The organism is Pseudomonas sp. TH43 (assembly GCF_016650635.1).
Classification (GTDB): domain Bacteria; phylum Pseudomonadota; class Gammaproteobacteria; order Pseudomonadales; family Pseudomonadaceae; genus Aquipseudomonas.
Genome location: NZ_JAEKFI010000003.1, coordinates 96,673 through 112,535 on the forward strand (window position 1 = coordinate 96,673; position 15,863 = coordinate 112,535).

A 15,863-nucleotide genomic window follows, 5' to 3' on the forward strand; every position below is an offset into this window, starting at 1 on the left:
CCCTGAATACATACAAATCCCCTGTAGGAGCTGCCGAAGGCTGCGATCTTTTGATCCTGTCTTTTAAAAACAAAATCAAAAGATCGCAGCCTTCGGCAGCTCCTACAGGGGGAGCAATCCTGCGGTTATTGCCAGCCGAACCGGCGGATGTAGAAGCCTTTCACCGCCTGGGTCAGCGCCATGTACGCCAGCAGAATCACCGGCAGGAACACGAAGTACAGCGATGGCAACGCCTGCAATTTGAAGTAATGCGCCAGTGGGCCCATCGGCAGGAAGATCCCGACCGCCATGATGATCCCGGTCATCACCAGCAGCGGCGTGGCTGCACGGCTTTGCAGGAACGGAATCTTCGGCGTGCGGATCATGTGCACGATCAGCGTCTGGGTCAGCAACCCCACCACGAACCAGCCGGACTGGAACAGCGTCTGGTGATCCGGGGTGTTGGCATCAAAGACGTACCACATCAAGGCGAACGTGGTGATGTCAAAGATCGAACTGATCGGGCCAAAGAACAGCATGAATCGGCCGACGTCACCGGGCTGCCAGCGCTGCGGTTTTTTCAGCATCTCGTCATCGACGTTGTCGAACGGAATGGCGATCTGCGAAATGTCGTAGAGCAGGTTCTGCACCAACAGATGCATCGGCAGCATCGGCAGGAACGGAATAAACGCACTGGCGACCAACACCGAGAACACGTTGCCGAAGTTGGAACTGGCGGTCATCTTGATGTACTTGAGCATGTTGGCGAAGGTGCGACGGCCTTCAAGCACGCCCTCCTCCAGCACCATCAGGCTCTTTTCGAGGAGGATGATGTCGGCCGCTTCCTTGGCGATGTCCACCGCGCTGTCCACGGAAATGCCGATGTCTGCGGTACGCAGCGCCGGCGCATCGTTGATGCCGTCGCCCATGAAGCCGACCACATGACCGTTGCCTTTGAGGATGCGCACGATGCGCTCCTTGTGCGACGGCGTCAGTTTGGCGAAGACGTTGGTTGTCTCTACGGCCACTGCCAGTTCGGCATCGCTCATGCGTTCGACATCGTTGCCCAGCAACAGACCTTGCTGAGCGAGGCCGACTTCGCGGCAGATCTTCGCCGTCACCAGCTCGTTGTCGCCGGTCAGCACTTTCACCGCCACGCCATGCTCGGCCAAAGCCTTGAGCGCCGGCGCGGTGCTTTCCTTCGGCGGATCGAGGAACGCCACATAACCGATCAGCGTCAGTTCCTGCTCATCCGCCAGGCTGTAGATTTCGCGACCTTCGGGCATCGAGCGGGCGGCCACTGCCACCACGCGCAAGCCTTCAGCGTTGAATGCTGCGGTGACCTGACGAATCCGGGTCAGCAATTCATCGCTCAAGGCTTCATCGACCTCACCGTGACGCACGCGGCTGCACACCGCCAACACTTCTTCCACCGCACCTTTGCAGATCAGTTGATGCGGTTGACCACGCCCCTCGACCACCACCGACATGCGCCGACGATTGAAGTCGAACGGGATCTCATCGACCTTGCGAAACGCCGTGCCGACTTTCAGTTCACGGTGGATTTCCACGTGTTCCAGCACCGCGACGTCGAGCAGGTTTTTCAGGCCGGTCTGGTAGTAGCTGTTGAGGTAGGCCATTTCCAACACGTCATCGGAGTCTTGGCCCCAGACATCGACATTGCGCGCGAGGAAGATTTTGTCCTGGGTCAGCGTGCCGGTCTTGTCGGTGCACAGCACGTCCATCGCGCCGAAGTTCTGGATCGCGTCGAGGCGTTTGACGATGACTTTTTTGCGCGACAAAAACACCGCGCCTTTGGCCAGCGTCGAGGTGACGATCATCGGCAGCATTTCCGGGGTCAGACCGACTGCAATCGACAATGCGAACAGCAGTGCTTCCGTCCAGTCACCCTTGGTGAAACCGTTGATGAACAGCACCAGCGGCGCCATGACGAACATGAAACGGATCAACAGCCAGCTGACTTTATTCACGCCTTGCTGGAACGACGTCACCGCTCGATCAGTCGCGCCGACGCGTTGCGCCAACGCACCGAAATACGTGCTGTTGCCAGTGGTCAGAATCACCGCCACCGCTGTGCCCGACACGACATTGGTGCCCATGAACAGGATGTTTTCCAGTTCCAGAGGATTGCGCGTGTCGCGATCCTGCTGACGCGGGAATTTCTCCACCGGCATCGATTCACCGGTCATCGCCGCTTGGCTGACGAACAGGTCCTTGGCGCTGAGCACCCGGCAATCGGCCGGAATCATGTCACCGGCCGACAGTACGATCAGGTCGCCCGGCACCAGTTGTTTGATCGGCAACTCGCTGCGCGGTGCGTCACGGCGCATCACCGTGGCGGTGTTGCTGACCATGGCTTTGAGCGCGTCGGCGGCCTGGTTGGATTTGCTTTCCTGCCAGAAGCGCAGCAGCGTCGACAGCACCACCATGGAAAAAATCACCACGGCCGCCTTGAGGTCTTCGGTCAGCCACGAGATCACCGCCAACAAGGTCAGCAGCAGGTTGAACGGGTTTTTGTAGCAGTGCCACAGGTGAGTCCACCATGGCAGCGGTTGCTCGTGTTCGACTTCGTTGAGGCCGTATTGCGCACGCAGCGCATCGACTTCGAAATCGGTCAGACCATCGGAGTGCGTGCCCAGTGAAGACAGCAATACGCCGCTGTCGCTGTGCGCGGCATCGACCAGCACATTGGCCAAGGTTGGCGGGACTTCACGGCTGACCGTGGTGTCGTTGATGGTTTCCAGCAGCGCCAGGCGACGGAAGTGCCGGGCGATGTGGCGGGTCCGCAGAAAGCCTGCGAAAAATTCCTTGAGCGTAAGTTTCATGGCTGTTGCCCCTATGGTCAGCCGGGAAACCGTCAAGCAGGTACGGCCGCGCCTCGTTCGCCGGATCAACCGGCACGGCAAGGCTTGGCGCGCCGGTCAAAAAGACAGGCGTGTCGATAGGGCTGCGATCACGACTGTGCAGTCGAAATCACGCTCTGTTCAGCGTCGATGAGAAGGAACGTCCAGACATGCCCCAGAACGGGTCATGCACGGGATGCCGCTGCTCGCTGTTACGGCGAGACAACGGCAGAGAAAGGCTGCGCGTTATCTTGCCGAGAATCTGCCGGTTACCGAGACCGGCCGACAACTGTCACTCGAACAAGTACCCACTGTGGGTCTCCGCTATTGATGAAAACGCGCGAAGCTTACGCCCCGATGATTGGAGAGTAAACCCGCAAAAGGAAGTGCGTCAGGGAATGTGGGGGATGTTCAGGAAGGGTTCAGAAATCAGATTTTTGTTAGCCATAAGGAACCCATCGCTGGCAAGCCAGCTCCCACAGGGATCTCCAGTGAACACAAATTTTGTGTCCAGCACAGATCCTGTGGGAGCTGGCTTGCCAGCGATGGCGGTGTATCAGGAAATACTGAGTTAGCTGGCAGTTGCCAACAACAGATCCGCCATCGAACGATGCCCGCGATTCTTGCCATGTTCATACAGCGAGCCGGCAATCTCGTCCGCACGAATCGGCAGCACCGACAACAACGTGTCGCTCAGACCATGGCTGGCCTGGCAGAAGCCCTGCATGTAGATGCCGGCCTTGCAGCGCTCGTCGGTGATCAGTTTGTAGTTGCGATCAACCTCGAACTCGCCCAGGTACTCTTCCAGCGGCGCCAGCAGTTTGCGGTGCATCTGCCGCTCGTAACCTGTGGCCAATACCACAGCATCGTAGTTGCGTACGGTGACTTCCCCGGTGGCGTTGTTGCGCACGGCCAGTTCTATACCGTTTTCAGTGGCAGTGGCGCTCTCGACGGTGGTCAGGGTGCGGAACGCGTGACGGGCAATCCCCGAAACCTTCTGGCGATAGAAGATGCCGTAGATGCGTTCGATCAGGTCGATGTCGACCACCGAGTAGTTGGTGTTGTGGTATTCGTTGACCAGACGCTCACGCTCGGCGCTGTTCTGCTGGAACACCAGATCGGTGAATTCCGGCGAGAACACTTCGTTGACGAACGGGCTGTCGTCCGCCGGTTTCAGTGCCGAACCACGCAGGATCATGTCGACCTGCACCGACGGGAACGAATCGTTCAGGTCGATAAAGGCTTCCGCCGCACTCTGCCCGCCACCGATGATCGCGATGCTCATCGGCTGATTGTTCACGCACGGCTGTTTGGCCATTTGCGACAGGTATTGCGAGTGGTGGAACACGCGGGCGTCGCCCTTCAGCGCCTTGAACGCCTGCGGAATACGCGGTGTGCCGCCGGCGCTGACCACTACCGAGCGGGTAGTCCGTACATGCTGCTGACCGTCGCTGCCACGGGAAATGACGCGCAGCGCTTCGACCTGATGGTTGTGCAGCACCGGCTCGATGGTCAGCACTTCTTCGCCGTAACGGCTCTGCTCGGTGAACTTCCCCGCGACCCAGCGCAGGTAGTCGTTGTACTCCATGCGGCACGGGTAGAAGGTGCCGAGGTTGATGAAGTCAACGAGACGGCCGTGATCCTTCAGGTAGTTGACGAAGGAGTATGGACTGGTCGGGTTGCGCAGGGTCACCAGATCCTTGAGGAAGGAAATCTGCAACTCGCTTTGGGTCGACAGCGTGTTGCCGTGCCAGCTGTAGTCAGCCTGCTTGTCGAGGAACAACACATCCAGCTCGCCCTGGGTCGGCCCGCGCTCTTGCAGAGCGATGGCCAGCGCCAGGTTCGAAGGGCCGAAACCGACGCCGATCAGGTCGTGAACGATGGGCGATGTAATTGCCTGAGTCATTTCCAGTGTCCTCTGGATGAACCCCTCAACAAGGGGCAAGGAGAGCCTAAGTGACCTGACCGGCCTTGAGCAGGACAGCAGGTCGTCTGTTGAGTAGGAACGAGGACAGTGAAATAAAATTTAACAGTGACAGCTCAATGGGCATCCCATTGCTTGATCCGGATACGACAATGCTTCATCGCGTTGACGATGTGTTTTTCCACCAGAGCCTTGGAAATGCCGAGCTGTTGCGCGATTTGCGGATGCGACAGACCTTCGATCTTGCGCAGTAGAAAACTTTCTCGGCACATCGGCGACAGTTCCGCCAAGGCCCGCTGAAGCATCTCCAGGCGCTGGCCGTGATCGAACGTGCTGTGGGGTGAAGGCGTGAAGTAACGCTCTTCGGTGTCGAGCACTTCCAGCGATTCGACCTGACGCAGTGCGTTGCGCCGATGGTCATCGATGACCAGATTCAACGCGGTCCGATAGAGGAAGGCTCGGGGTTGCTCGATCGGCGTGTCGCTGGAACGTTCCAGCACTCGCAGATAGGCGTCATGCACCACATCTTCGGCGACCTGACGGTTGCCAAGCTTGGCGTTCAGGAAACACACCAGCTCCCGATAGTAGTTTTCCAACATGACTCCCGACCGCTGTGGTGCGGTTTCTGTCCTTGAGCCGACTGATCTGCCAGCACCTGAACGGCAGTAGCAAGATAGTGGCAACTTGAGGCGCGTAATTTATAGTAATTCTCATATAGATTTAAAGTGGTGTTTGTCGTTGCCCGAGAAATAGTCCTGTTCTATAGCTGTAACATCGTGTGTCTTCGCTTAAATTCCCTCGCCCTTGCAACGTTTACAGGACAGCTCCCCGTGTCTGTCGCGCCCTGCGACAGCGTTCAGCGCTGCCCGAAACTGTGTGCCAGCCGAACGACGGGCCGATTTCCACTGGCCGGAACCCTGCATGAAACGTCCCCGCCCCGCCCGACGCGCCCTGCTCGTAGTCCTCTGTCTGATCCCTGTTGTCGGCTATGCCGCGTGGCAAATGCTGCCGCCGGGCCGGGATAAATTCGCCACCGTGCAAGTGAGCCGTGGCGATATCGAAAGCAGTGTCACCGCGCTCGGCACGTTACAACCACGCCGTTACGTAGACGTCGGCGCGCAGGCCTCCGGGCAGATCCAGAGGATCCATGTGGAAGTCGGCGACGTGGTCAAGGAAGGCCAATTGCTGGTGGAAATCGATCCATCGACGCAAAAGGCCAAGCTCGACGCCGGCCGCTTCTCGATCGAGAACCTCAAGGCGCAATTGCAGGAACAACGCGCGCAACATGAATTGGCGCAACAGAAATATCAGCGCCAGCAAAACCTCGCGGCCGGCGGTGCAACCCGAGAAGAAGACGTACAGACCGCTCGCGCCGAACTGAAAGCCACGCAAGCACGCATCGACATGTTTCAGGCGCAGATCCGCCAGGCCGAAGCCAGTCTGCGCAGCGATCAGGCCGAGCTCGGCTACACACGCATCTACGCGCCGATGGCCGGTACCGTGGTCGCCCTCGATGCCCGCGAAGGCCAGACACTCAACGCGCAACAGCAAACGCCGCTGATTCTGCGCATCGCCAAACTGTCGCCAATGACCGTGTGGGCAGAGGTTTCCGAGGCCGACATCGGCCACGTCAAACCGGGCATGACCGCTTACTTCACCACCCTCAGCGGCGGCAATCGGCGCTGGAGCAGCACAGTGCGGCAGATTCTGCCGGTGCCGCCCAAGCCGCTGGACCAAACCAGTCAGGGCGGTGGCAGCCCGGCCAGCAGCAGCAAAAGCGGCAGCGCTCGCGTGGTGCTTTACACCGTTTTGCTCGACGTCGATAACGCCGACAACGCACTGATGGCGGAAATGACCACTCAGGTGTTCTTCGTCGCCAATCAGGCCAGGGATGTCCTCACCGCCCCGGTGGCGGCCCTGCAAGGCAGCGACAAAGCCAACCTGCAGACCGCGCAGGTGGTTGCCGCCAACGGCAAAATCGAATCCCGCGAAGTGCGCACCGGCATCACCGATCGACTCAAGGTACAGATTCTCGACGGCCTGAGTGAAGGCGATCACCTGCTGATCGGCCCGGCCGACGGCAGTGGTGGTTGAATGCAAACGCCCCTGATCGACCTGCAGGACATCCGCAAATCCTACGGCGGCGGCGACGCGCCTGAAGTTCACGTGCTGCGCGGGATCGACCTGTCGATCCACGCCGGCGAATTCGTGGCGATTGTCGGCGCGTCCGGCTCCGGCAAATCGACGCTGATGAACATCCTCGGCTGCCTCGACCGACCGACGTCCGGCGAATACCGTTTCGCCGGGGAAAACGTCGCCGGTCTCGACAGCGACGAGCTGGCCTGGCTGCGTCGCGAAGCCTTTGGATTTGTGTTCCAAGGCTATCACCTGATCCCTTCCGGCTCCGCCCAGGAAAACGTCGAAATGCCGGCGATTTATGCTGGCACTCCAGCCGCCGAGCGTCATGCCCGCGCCGCCGCCCTCCTCGACCGCCTCGGCCTCGCTTCGCGCACCGGCAACCGTCCGCATCAGCTCTCCGGCGGCCAGCAACAGCGGGTATCGATTGCCCGCGCTTTGATGAACGGCGGCCACATCATTCTCGCCGACGAACCGACCGGCGCCCTCGACAGCCACAGCGGCAAAGAAGTCATGGCGCTGCTCGACGAACTGGCGAGCCAGGGCCATGTGGTGATCCTCATCACCCACGATCGCGAAGTCGCGGCGCGGGCCAAGCGCATCATCGAAATCAGCGATGGCCTGATCATCAGCGACAGCGCCCGCGAAAATCCCCACGCCCAGACCAGTGCCAACCCCGGCGCGCTGCAAGCGGTGGATCTGCGCAAGCGTCTGACCGAGGGCGCCGAAGCCACCGGCGCGTGGAAAGGCGAACTGGTGGACGCCTTGCACGCCGCGTGGCGAGTGATGTGGATCAACCGCTTCCGCACCGCGCTGACCTTGCTCGGGATCATCATCGGCGTCGCGTCGGTGGTGGTGATGCTGGCGGTCGGCGAAGGCAGCAAGCGCCAGGTCATGGCGCAAATGGGCGCGTTCGGCTCGAACATCATTTATCTGGGCGGCGTCCCTCCGCACCCGCGGGCTCCGCAGGGCATCATCACCCTCGACGACCTCGCCGTGCTCGCCACACTGCCGCTGATCAAGCAGATCATGCCCGTCAACGGCGCCGAAGCCGTGGTGCGTTTCGGCAATCTCGACCACAACAGTTACGTGGGCGGCAATGACACCAATTTCCCGAAGATTTTCAATTGGCCAGTGGTTGAAGGCACTTACTTCACCGCTGCCGACGAAGCCAGTGGCGCTGCGGTAGCCGTCATCGGGCACAAAGTCAGAAGCAAGTTGCTCAAGGATGTTGCCAACCCTATCGGGCAGTACATTCTGATTGAAAACGTGCCCTTTCAAGTGGTCGGGGTTCTTGCGGAAAAGGGTTCCAGCTCTGGCGATTCCGACAGCGACGACCGCATTGCCATTCCCTACTCCGCCGCCAGCACGCGCCTGTTTGGCACCTATAACCCGGAGTACGTCGCCATCGCCGCCGCCGATGCGCGCAGGGTCAAGGAAACCGAGCAGGACATTGAGCGGATGATGCTGCGTCTGCACAACGGCAAGAAAGATTTCGAACTGACCAACAACGCCGCGATGATCCAGGCCGAGGCGCGCACGCAAAACACCCTGTCCCTGATGCTCGGTTCGATTGCCGCTATCTCGCTGCTGGTCGGCGGTATCGGCGTGATGAACATCATGCTGATGACCGTGCGTGAACGCACCCGCGAGATCGGTATTCGCATGGCCACCGGTGCGCGTCAGCGCGACATCCTGCGTCAGTTCCTCACCGAAGCCGTGATGCTCTCGGTGGTCGGCGGGATCGCCGGGATTGCCTTGGCGTTACTCGTCGGCGGCGTGCTGATCCTCAGCGACGTCGCGGTCGCCTTCTCGTTACTGGCGGTGCTCGGCGCTTTTGGCTGCGCGCTTGTCACCGGTGTTGTCTTCGGCTTCATGCCGGCCCGCAAAGCTGCCCGGCTCGACCCGGTCACGGCCCTTACCAGCGAATGATCGATCTATGAAACCGCGCCTCAGTTTGTTGACCGTATGCCTGATTCTCAGCGCTTGCGGCAGTCCCCTCCAGCGCCCGGACAGCAGCTTGCAGCCTCCTGCCGCGTGGCAGTCAGCGCCTACTGCCAGCAGTGCTCGCAACAACCCGCAATGGTGGACGCAGTTTGGCAGCCCAGAGCTTGATCGTCTGATCGAACAGGCGCGCGCCGGCAGTTTCGACCTCGCCGCCGCCATGGCCCGGGTACGCCAGGCCCAGGCCGGCACCGTGATCGCTGGCGGCTCTCAATTGCCTGAGGTGCAGGCCGCGCTCAATGCCAATCGGCAGAAACTGCTCCGTGGCAACGGCTACAGTCAACTGGACGCCGACAGCAGTAACAAGGCTGTGGATTATTTCGACGCCAATCTGAATGCCAGTTACGAAATCGACTTTTGGGGTGGCAAACAGGCGTCACGCGACAGTGCGCAATTTGCCTTGCAGGCCAGCGAGTTCGACCGTGCCACGGTGGAGCTGACGCTGTTCGGCAGTGTCGCCGACACCTATGCGCAAACCTTGTCGCTGCGCGAGCAGAGCCGCATTGCCGAACTCAATCTGGCCAACGCACAAAGCGTGCTGAAACTGGTGCAAACGCGTTTTGACTCAGGCTCGGCCACCGCCCTGGAACTGGCTCAGCAGAAAAGCCTGGTGGCCGCCCAACAACGACAATTGCCGCTGGTGCAGCAACAAGCCCGAGACGCTTCGATCAGCCTCGCGGCGCTGCTCGGTCGACCCGTTCAGGAACTTGCACCGAACCGGGAATCGTTCGACCAATTGCAATGGCCGGGAATCGCCGCCGGCGTGCCAAGCGATCTGCTCGATCGACGCCCGGACATCGCCCGCGCCGAAGCGCAACTGGCTGCCGCCGAAGCCGACGTCAACGTTGCCCGCGCCGCCATGCTGCCCACCGTCACCCTCAGTGCCGATATCGGCTCGGGGGCGGACCAGTTCCGCGACGTTCTACGCAGCCCCTTCTACAACCTTACTGCCGGACTGATCGGGCCAATCTTCAATAATGGTCGCCTCGGCGCAGAGCGTGACAAGGCGACCGCTCGCCAGGAAGAACTGCTGCAGAATTATCGGGGTGCGATCATCAACGGCTTCGCCGATGTCGAAAAAGCCTTGAACAGCATTCGCGGCCTCGACGAACAGCGGCAGTGGCAGAGCGAAGAACTGCGGCAAGCGCAGACCGCGTTCGACATCGCCCAGAGCCGCTACCAGGCCGGCGCCGAAGACTTGCTGACGGTGCTGGAAACCCAACGCACGTTGTACGCCGCGCAGGACTTGAATGTGCAGTTGAGATTGTCGCGAATGCAGGCAAGCATTGCGTTGTACAAGGCGCTTGGGGGTGGGTGGCAGGCGCTGTAAGTTCTCTGCCGGTCAAACCCATTCGCGAGCAAGCTCGCTCCCACAGTGTTCAGGGGTGCTGCCGCTAGCTACGGGCCAGCACAACAACCTGCGGGAGCGAGCCTGCTCGCCAAGAACGATGACGCGGCCTCAGGCCGAAGTCTGTTTGGGTTTCAGATGGCGCGCATACCAAGGGCGCTGCGGCACCTTGCGAAACAACGACGACAACACCTTCTCGTCATCGCTGAAGGTAATGCGCAGCGCCAGCTTCATGGTTTCCGGATCCATCTCCACTGACTTGCCCGGTTGCAGGCCCGGCACCGTGCTGCAGCCGTGAGTGCTCGGCCCGAGCCACGGATCGGCGACTTCAACCCAGCGACCCGGTGCAAACCACGGCACACCATTGACCTGCAAGCGACTGACTTCGCCCGGATGGAAGCGTTCGTGCGCGCGAAACCAGTCTTCCAGGCGATCATCGATCCAGCCGTGAAAGTGCCAGAACACCGGGCTGACATGGGAGGAAAACGGATCGCCAAGGAAGTCGTTTTCAGCGGCGTACCAACGCGCGGAAAAATCTGCCGGATCGCGCGCGAACGGTACCGGATGGCCATTGGACGGGTCCCGTGGTACTGACGCCCAGCGCATGTGCAGCCAGTCGTGCAGCCCCAGTTCGACTTCCGAACCGAACTGCCCCAAGGTCAGCCTGGCCAGATAGCGCGGGTCACGGTAGCGCGATTCCCACACTAGGAAATTACTGTGATAAGTCTCGGCCGTTTTGATGTCGCTGACCCATTGCGAGTATTCGTCATCGTCCTCGGCCAGCCAGGTCGGCGGCAGTGAAGTGCCGTCGTGATTGTCGAAATAATCGGCAAAACCCTGGCGATCACGGATCAATTCCGGCTGCGGCAGCGGAAAATGCTGCCACGACGGCAGATCCTGCATTGAACGCGCCGTGCCCAGCATGTGCCTGTGCATGAAAAAGAAATCGATGCCCGAGCCATTGCGGTCCTTGCGCGGACCACGGGCGTCGCGCTCCTTGTCACGCGGGCCGGGCTGCCAGCCGATACCGCGCAGGGCGCCGCGCTTTTCCTCGCTCAAGGTATGCCACTTGTCGCGGCTGGCGTGCCAGAGCTGATGGAACAAGCGGTGTTCAGGAGAAATCAGCCAGGCCAGCAACGTCGGGTTCAACCCTGCGCGCTCGCGTGCCTCGGGGAATACGCGTTTGACGGCAATAAAACGGTTGTCCTGCGCCGGCAGCATCAAGGGGCGATCAAGGTTGAGGACGCGTCCGCTGAGGCTGCCGCTGCCGGCGTTGCCGAAACCGCCCCAGACCTCATCCAGCGCCATGCTGAATTCGTAGTCCGGTGCACCGTCGGCTGCGGACAGGCTGACCAGACGCCAACTCAACTGCGAGGTTTTGACATCGGCGAGGTCCGCGAGAATTCGATAGCGCGGCGCCTGAGACGAACGCAAGCGCTCGGCCGTGTCGAGAAAGCCGATGACGCCGCGCCCTTTGTGGGCAACATCGAGAAACACTTCCAGACCTTCTCCGGGCAAACCCGCGATACCGGCATCATGACCCTCGAAACGAATCTGCCAGACACCGCGCAGCGCATCCGCCAGGCGTTGTCCGGCAACATCCGCGACGTCGAACGACGCCTCACCCGGGGTGATCGTCGGATCCGGCTTCGTCCATTCACGATGCCCAAAATACGCTGCAGGCACAGCGGCGCCGGTCAGTGCCAGGCCCGCCATGAACCATCGTCGAGAAATCTTCATTGCCCTACCTGTGTCAGCCATGAAGCAGGCTTTATCCAAGCTAGAACGTTTGTTGCAGAGGTAAATTTATGCCGTCCTGAAAAGATCGCAGCCTTCGGCAGTTCCTGTATCGCGCGCGTTCTTTTCAGCCAGACCTAAATTACCCGGCAGCCCAGTCGTTCCACCCAGATAGCGAAGGCCCTTGCGCCTGCACCTCGACGGCGAACCTGACTGAGATGGCAATGACAAAACCACGTTCGAAAAAGGCTCTTTACATCGGCCTGCCGCTGGCCCTGGCGATCAGTGCCGCCGCAGGTTTTGCGGTTTGGGAACACTGGTTCAAGGACAACCCCGGCTACCCGGTCAAAGTCATGCAGCAAGCCGATGAGTTGCAGGACCGCATCATTTCCTTCGATAGCCACATCACCGTGCCGCTGGATTTCGGCACCGCCGGCAACGAAGCCGACAAGGATGGCAGCGGCCAGTTCGATCTGGTAAAAACAGCCCGCGGGCGCCTGTCCGGTGCCGCCCTGACGATCTTCGGCTGGCCGGAAATCTGGAACGGCGCCAACGCCCCCCACCGTCCGACCGCCGGGTTTGTCGAAGAAGCACGCTTCGAACAGGAAACCCGCTACAAGATCATCAGCACCCTGGTGCGCGACTTCCCCAATCAGGTCGCCATCGCCTACACCCCGGACGATTTCCGCCGTCTGCATGGCGAAGGCAAGTTTGCGATTTTCATGAGCATGCTCAACGCCTATCCACTGGGCAACGATCTCAACGCCCTGGACAAGTGGGCCGCACGTGGCATGCGCATGTTCGGTTTCAGTTACGTGGGCAACAACGACTGGGCCGACTCCTCGCGACCACTGCCGTTTTTCAATGACACCCGCGATGCGCTCGGCGGTCTGTCGGACATCGGCAAACAGGCCGTGCATCGCCTCAATGATCTGGGCGTCATCATCGATGTCTCGCAGATGTCGACCAAGGCACTGGAACAGGTCGCGCAACTGAGTCGCGCACCGATCGTGGCCTCCCACTCGGCGCCACGGGCACTGGTGGATATCCCGCGCAATATCAGCGACCAGGAAATGCAACTGATCAAGAACAGTGGCGGCGTTGTGCAAATTGTCGGTTTCCCGACCTACTTGCGTCCCCTGAGCCAAACAACGCAGGACAAGCTCAACGCACTGCGTGCCAGGTTTGATCTGCAGCCACTGCAGGGCCTGGAAATGGCGCTGATGCCTGGTGACCCGATCATCACCGTATGGCCGGAACAACGCTTTGGCGAGTACGCCGGCCAGCTCTACGCAATCGTCGACGAAGAACCCAAGGCCAACCTCAAGGACCTCGGTGACGCAATCGATTACGCCGTGAAGAAAATCGGCATCGACCATGTCGGCATCAGTTCCGACTTCAACGATGGCGGCGGTCTGGATGGCTGGAAGGACGTCAGCGAAGCACGCAACGTAACCGCCGAGTTGATCTCCCGTGGCTACAGCGAGGCCGACATCGCCAAATTGTGGGGCGGCAACTTCTTGCGGGTCTGGGAACAAGTGCAAAAATCCTCCAAGCCTGTCGTCAACCGCTGACACCTCTTCGAACAAGCGATCAGACCTCATGACCAACCGTCGTTCTTTTCTCAAACAAGCCGGCATTCTTGCCGCCGGCCTGCCCCTTGGCGCTGCCGTCAACCTGCCGGCCCGCGCCGCCAATCCACAACCGATCGGCGGGAACAAATGGGCACAACTGCGCCAGTTGTTCGATCAGGACCCGGATTACCTGCATTTCGCCAACTTCCTCGTGACCTCCCATCCGCGCCCGGTGCGCGAAGCCATCGAGCGTTACCGCGTGACCCTCGACCGCAATCCCGGTCGCGCGATGGATTGGGATCTGGGTGAAACCGAAAAGCGCGAGCAAACCGTGCGCGAATGGGCCGGTCGCTACCTCAAGGCCAAGCCTGAGCAGATCGCCCTCACCGGCAGCACCACCGAAGGTCTGGCGCTTATCTATGGCGGCATTCATGTGCGCGCCGATCAGGAAATCCTCACCACCGAACACGAGCACTACGCGACCAATTACACCTTGGCTTATCGCCAGCAGAAAGATGACGTCAAGGTGCGCAAACTGAAGTTGTTCGACAGCAGCGCAACGGTGTCCGTCGACGAAATACTGACCCGTATCGACAAAGGCATTCGCCCTGAAACCCGCGTATTGGGCATGACTTGGGTGCAATCGGGCAGCGGCGTGAAGCTGCCGATCGGCGAGATCGGCAAACTGGTGGACCAGCACAATCGTCAGCGCGAGGAAAAGGATCGCATCCTGTACGTCGTCGATGGCGTGCACGGCTTTGGTGTCGATGACCTCGACTTCCCCGACATGCATTGCGATTTCTTTATCGCCGGTACCCACAAGTGGATGTTCGGCCCGCGCGGCACCGGAATTATTTGCGCACGTTCCAGCGAACTGAAGGACGTCACCCCGACCATCCCGACCTTCTCCGAAGCCACCACGTTCTCGACCATCATGACCCCCGGCGGGTATCACAGTTTCGAGCACCGCTGGGCGCTGGACGAAGCGTTCAAGCTGCATCTGACGCTGGGCAAGCGCGAGGTGCAAACGCGTATTCACGAACTCAATACCTACGCCAAAAACCGCTTGCTGGAACACCGTTCGATTGAACTGGTAACACCGCGCAGCAGCGATCTGTCTGCCGGCTTCACCTTCTTCCGGATCAAGGATCGCGATTGCGATCAGGTCGCCGCTCAACTCATGCAAAACCGCGTGGTATGCGACGCGGTGGAGCGCGACGTCGGCCCGGTGATACGCATCGCACCCGGCCTGCTGAACAGCGAAAACGACATCGAGCGTTTCATGGCCGTGCTCAACAAACAGCTGTGACGCCCCGCTTTCCTTTAGACGAGATGACTCATGAAACGTGATCTGTTGACCCCTGCCCTCGGCGCCAAGGCGCTCAAGGCACTGGCCCTCGCCGCCCTCATGAGCGGCCTGCTGCCGAGCGCCGCCCAGGCCGCAACCGCCCCTGCTGCTGGCAAAGTGTTCAAGGACTGCAAGGACTGCCCGGAGATGGTCGTGCTGCCGGCCGGCACCTTCACCATGGGCACACCGGAGGATGAAGTCGGGCGCGAACCTGACGAAGGCCCGATGCATGAAGTGACCTTCGCCAAACCCTTCGCCATGAGCCGCTTCCAGATCACTGCAGGTGAATGGGACAGTTACATTCGCGAGAGCGGTGCGGTGATCGCCAACGGTGACACGCGCCCCGGTCGCGAGTGCATCGCGAGCAAACCGCGCTACCCGCAAACCCCGCGCCAGCCGGCGGTGTGCATGGACTTCCAGGACATCAAGAACTACGTCGCCTGGTTGTCGAAAAAAACCGGGCAGACCTACAGCATGCTCAGCGAAGCCCAGCGTGAATACGGTGCCCGTGCAGGTTCCAAAGGACCGTTCCCCTTCCCGTTCGACGAGGGCAAGGGCTACAGCATCGCCAAGCACGCCAACACCTACGGCCCGGCGGACGGCTACAGTTTCAGCTCGCCGGCAGGCAGCTATCCGGCCAACGCCTTTGGCCTGTACGACATGCACGGCAATGTCTATGAGTGGGTCGAAGACTGCTATCACCCGGACTACAAAGGTGCGCCAACCGACGGTAGCGCGTGGCTGGAACCCAACTGCGAGACCCTGCGCATTCGCGGCAATGACTGGGGTGAAGCGCCGGTCTTCTCCCGTTCGGGCAACCGCAACGACATCGATCCGAAGACCCGCGGCGACTGGATCGGTTTCCGTGTTGTGCGTGAGTTGTAATAGGCAGTAACGCTTCTCCTCTCCCCCCGGTCGCCGCCAGTCGGCGACCGTCTAAATTAAGCAG

The 15,863-nt window shown here is 60.5% G+C and carries 9 protein-coding genes and 1 pseudogene; 6 read left to right on the forward strand and 4 right to left on the reverse strand.

Annotated features, from left to right (window positions below; genetic code table 11):
* Positions 1 to 125 precede the first annotated feature (125 nt).
* From mgtA to JFT81_RS10105, 3 genes and pseudogenes are all read right to left on the reverse strand, one after another.
* Positions 126 to 2,825, reverse strand: coding sequence for a magnesium-translocating P-type ATPase (mgtA, locus tag JFT81_RS10095; protein WP_201227196.1), 2,700 nt, complete (start codon positions 2,823 to 2,825; stop codon positions 126 to 128).
* Positions 2,826 to 3,414: 589 nt separating this feature from the next.
* Positions 3,415 to 4,749: a SidA/IucD/PvdA family monooxygenase gene (locus JFT81_RS10100; protein ID WP_201227197.1), complete on the reverse strand. Its 1,335-nt coding sequence runs from the start codon at positions 4,747 to 4,749 to the stop codon at positions 3,415 to 3,417.
* Positions 4,750 to 4,883: 134 nt separating this feature from the next.
* Positions 4,884 to 5,378: pseudogene (locus JFT81_RS10105) on the reverse strand (sigma-70 family RNA polymerase sigma factor); the annotation flags it as partial.
* A 310-nt stretch (positions 5,379 to 5,688) separates the two neighbouring features.
* On the opposite strand from JFT81_RS10105, the gene JFT81_RS10110 reads away from it, so the two are divergent.
* From JFT81_RS10110 to JFT81_RS10120, 3 genes are read left to right on the forward strand one after another with little or no spacing between them, the layout of a single operon-like run.
* A complete protein-coding gene (locus JFT81_RS10110) occupies positions 5,689 to 6,861 on the forward strand; it encodes an efflux RND transporter periplasmic adaptor subunit (RefSeq protein WP_201227199.1) in 1,173 nt (390 codons plus the stop codon).
* A complete protein-coding gene (locus JFT81_RS10115) occupies positions 6,862 to 8,835 on the forward strand; it encodes a MacB family efflux pump subunit (protein ID WP_201227200.1) in 1,974 nt (657 codons plus the stop codon). It begins immediately after the preceding gene.
* 7 nt (positions 8,836 to 8,842) lie between these two features.
* A complete protein-coding gene (locus JFT81_RS10120; RefSeq protein ID WP_201227201.1) occupies positions 8,843 to 10,237 on the forward strand; it encodes an efflux transporter outer membrane subunit in 1,395 nt (464 codons plus the stop codon).
* 129 nt (positions 10,238 to 10,366) lie between these two features.
* Here JFT81_RS10120 and JFT81_RS10125 read toward each other — a convergent pair whose 3' ends face one another.
* Positions 10,367 to 11,995 (reverse strand): PvdJ/PvdD/PvdP-like protein, encoded by a 1,629-nt coding sequence (locus JFT81_RS10125; RefSeq protein WP_201227202.1) that lies wholly within the window; start codon positions 11,993 to 11,995, stop codon positions 10,367 to 10,369.
* 221 nt (positions 11,996 to 12,216) lie between these two features.
* Between JFT81_RS10125 and pvdM the strand changes: the two genes are divergently transcribed.
* From pvdM to JFT81_RS10140, 3 genes are read left to right on the forward strand one after another with little or no spacing between them, the layout of a single operon-like run.
* On the forward strand, positions 12,217 to 13,566 hold the full coding sequence (pvdM, locus tag JFT81_RS10130; RefSeq protein WP_201227203.1) for a pyoverdine-tailoring dipeptidase-like protein PvdM: 1,350 nt from the start codon (positions 12,217 to 12,219) through the stop codon (positions 13,564 to 13,566).
* Between the two features lie 28 nt (positions 13,567 to 13,594).
* On the forward strand, positions 13,595 to 14,875 hold the full coding sequence (locus JFT81_RS10135) for an aminotransferase class V-fold PLP-dependent enzyme (RefSeq protein ID WP_201227204.1): 1,281 nt from the start codon (positions 13,595 to 13,597) through the stop codon (positions 14,873 to 14,875).
* A gap of 30 nt (positions 14,876 to 14,905) precedes the next feature.
* Positions 14,906 to 15,799 carry a formylglycine-generating enzyme family protein gene (locus JFT81_RS10140; protein WP_201227205.1) on the forward strand — a complete coding sequence of 298 codons (894 nt, stop codon included), beginning with the start codon at positions 14,906 to 14,908 and terminating at the stop codon, positions 15,797 to 15,799.
* Positions 15,800 to 15,863: the final 64 nt, after the last annotated feature.

Bases quoted from the DNA above. Each gene is read 5' to 3' on its own strand.
- JFT81_RS10120 (WP_201227201.1), top strand. From the start codon at position 8,843: ATGAAACCGCGCCTCAGTTTGTTGACCGTATGCCTGATTCTCAGCGCT.
- JFT81_RS10100 (WP_201227197.1), bottom strand. From the start codon at position 4,749: ATGACTCAGGCAATTACATCGCCCATCGTTCACGACCTGATCGGCGTC.
- JFT81_RS10115 (WP_201227200.1), top strand. From the start codon at position 6,862: ATGCAAACGCCCCTGATCGACCTGCAGGACATCCGCAAATCCTACGGC.
- mgtA (WP_201227196.1), bottom strand. From the start codon at position 2,825: ATGAAACTTACGCTCAAGGAATTTTTCGCAGGCTTTCTGCGGACCCGC.
- JFT81_RS10135 (WP_201227204.1), top strand. From the start codon at position 13,595: ATGACCAACCGTCGTTCTTTTCTCAAACAAGCCGGCATTCTTGCCGCC.
- JFT81_RS10110 (WP_201227199.1), top strand. From the start codon at position 5,689: ATGAAACGTCCCCGCCCCGCCCGACGCGCCCTGCTCGTAGTCCTCTGT.
- JFT81_RS10125 (WP_201227202.1), bottom strand. From the start codon at position 11,995: ATGAAGATTTCTCGACGATGGTTCATGGCGGGCCTGGCACTGACCGGC.
- pvdM (WP_201227203.1), top strand. From the start codon at position 12,217: ATGACAAAACCACGTTCGAAAAAGGCTCTTTACATCGGCCTGCCGCTG.
- JFT81_RS10140 (WP_201227205.1), top strand. From the start codon at position 14,906: ATGAAACGTGATCTGTTGACCCCTGCCCTCGGCGCCAAGGCGCTCAAG.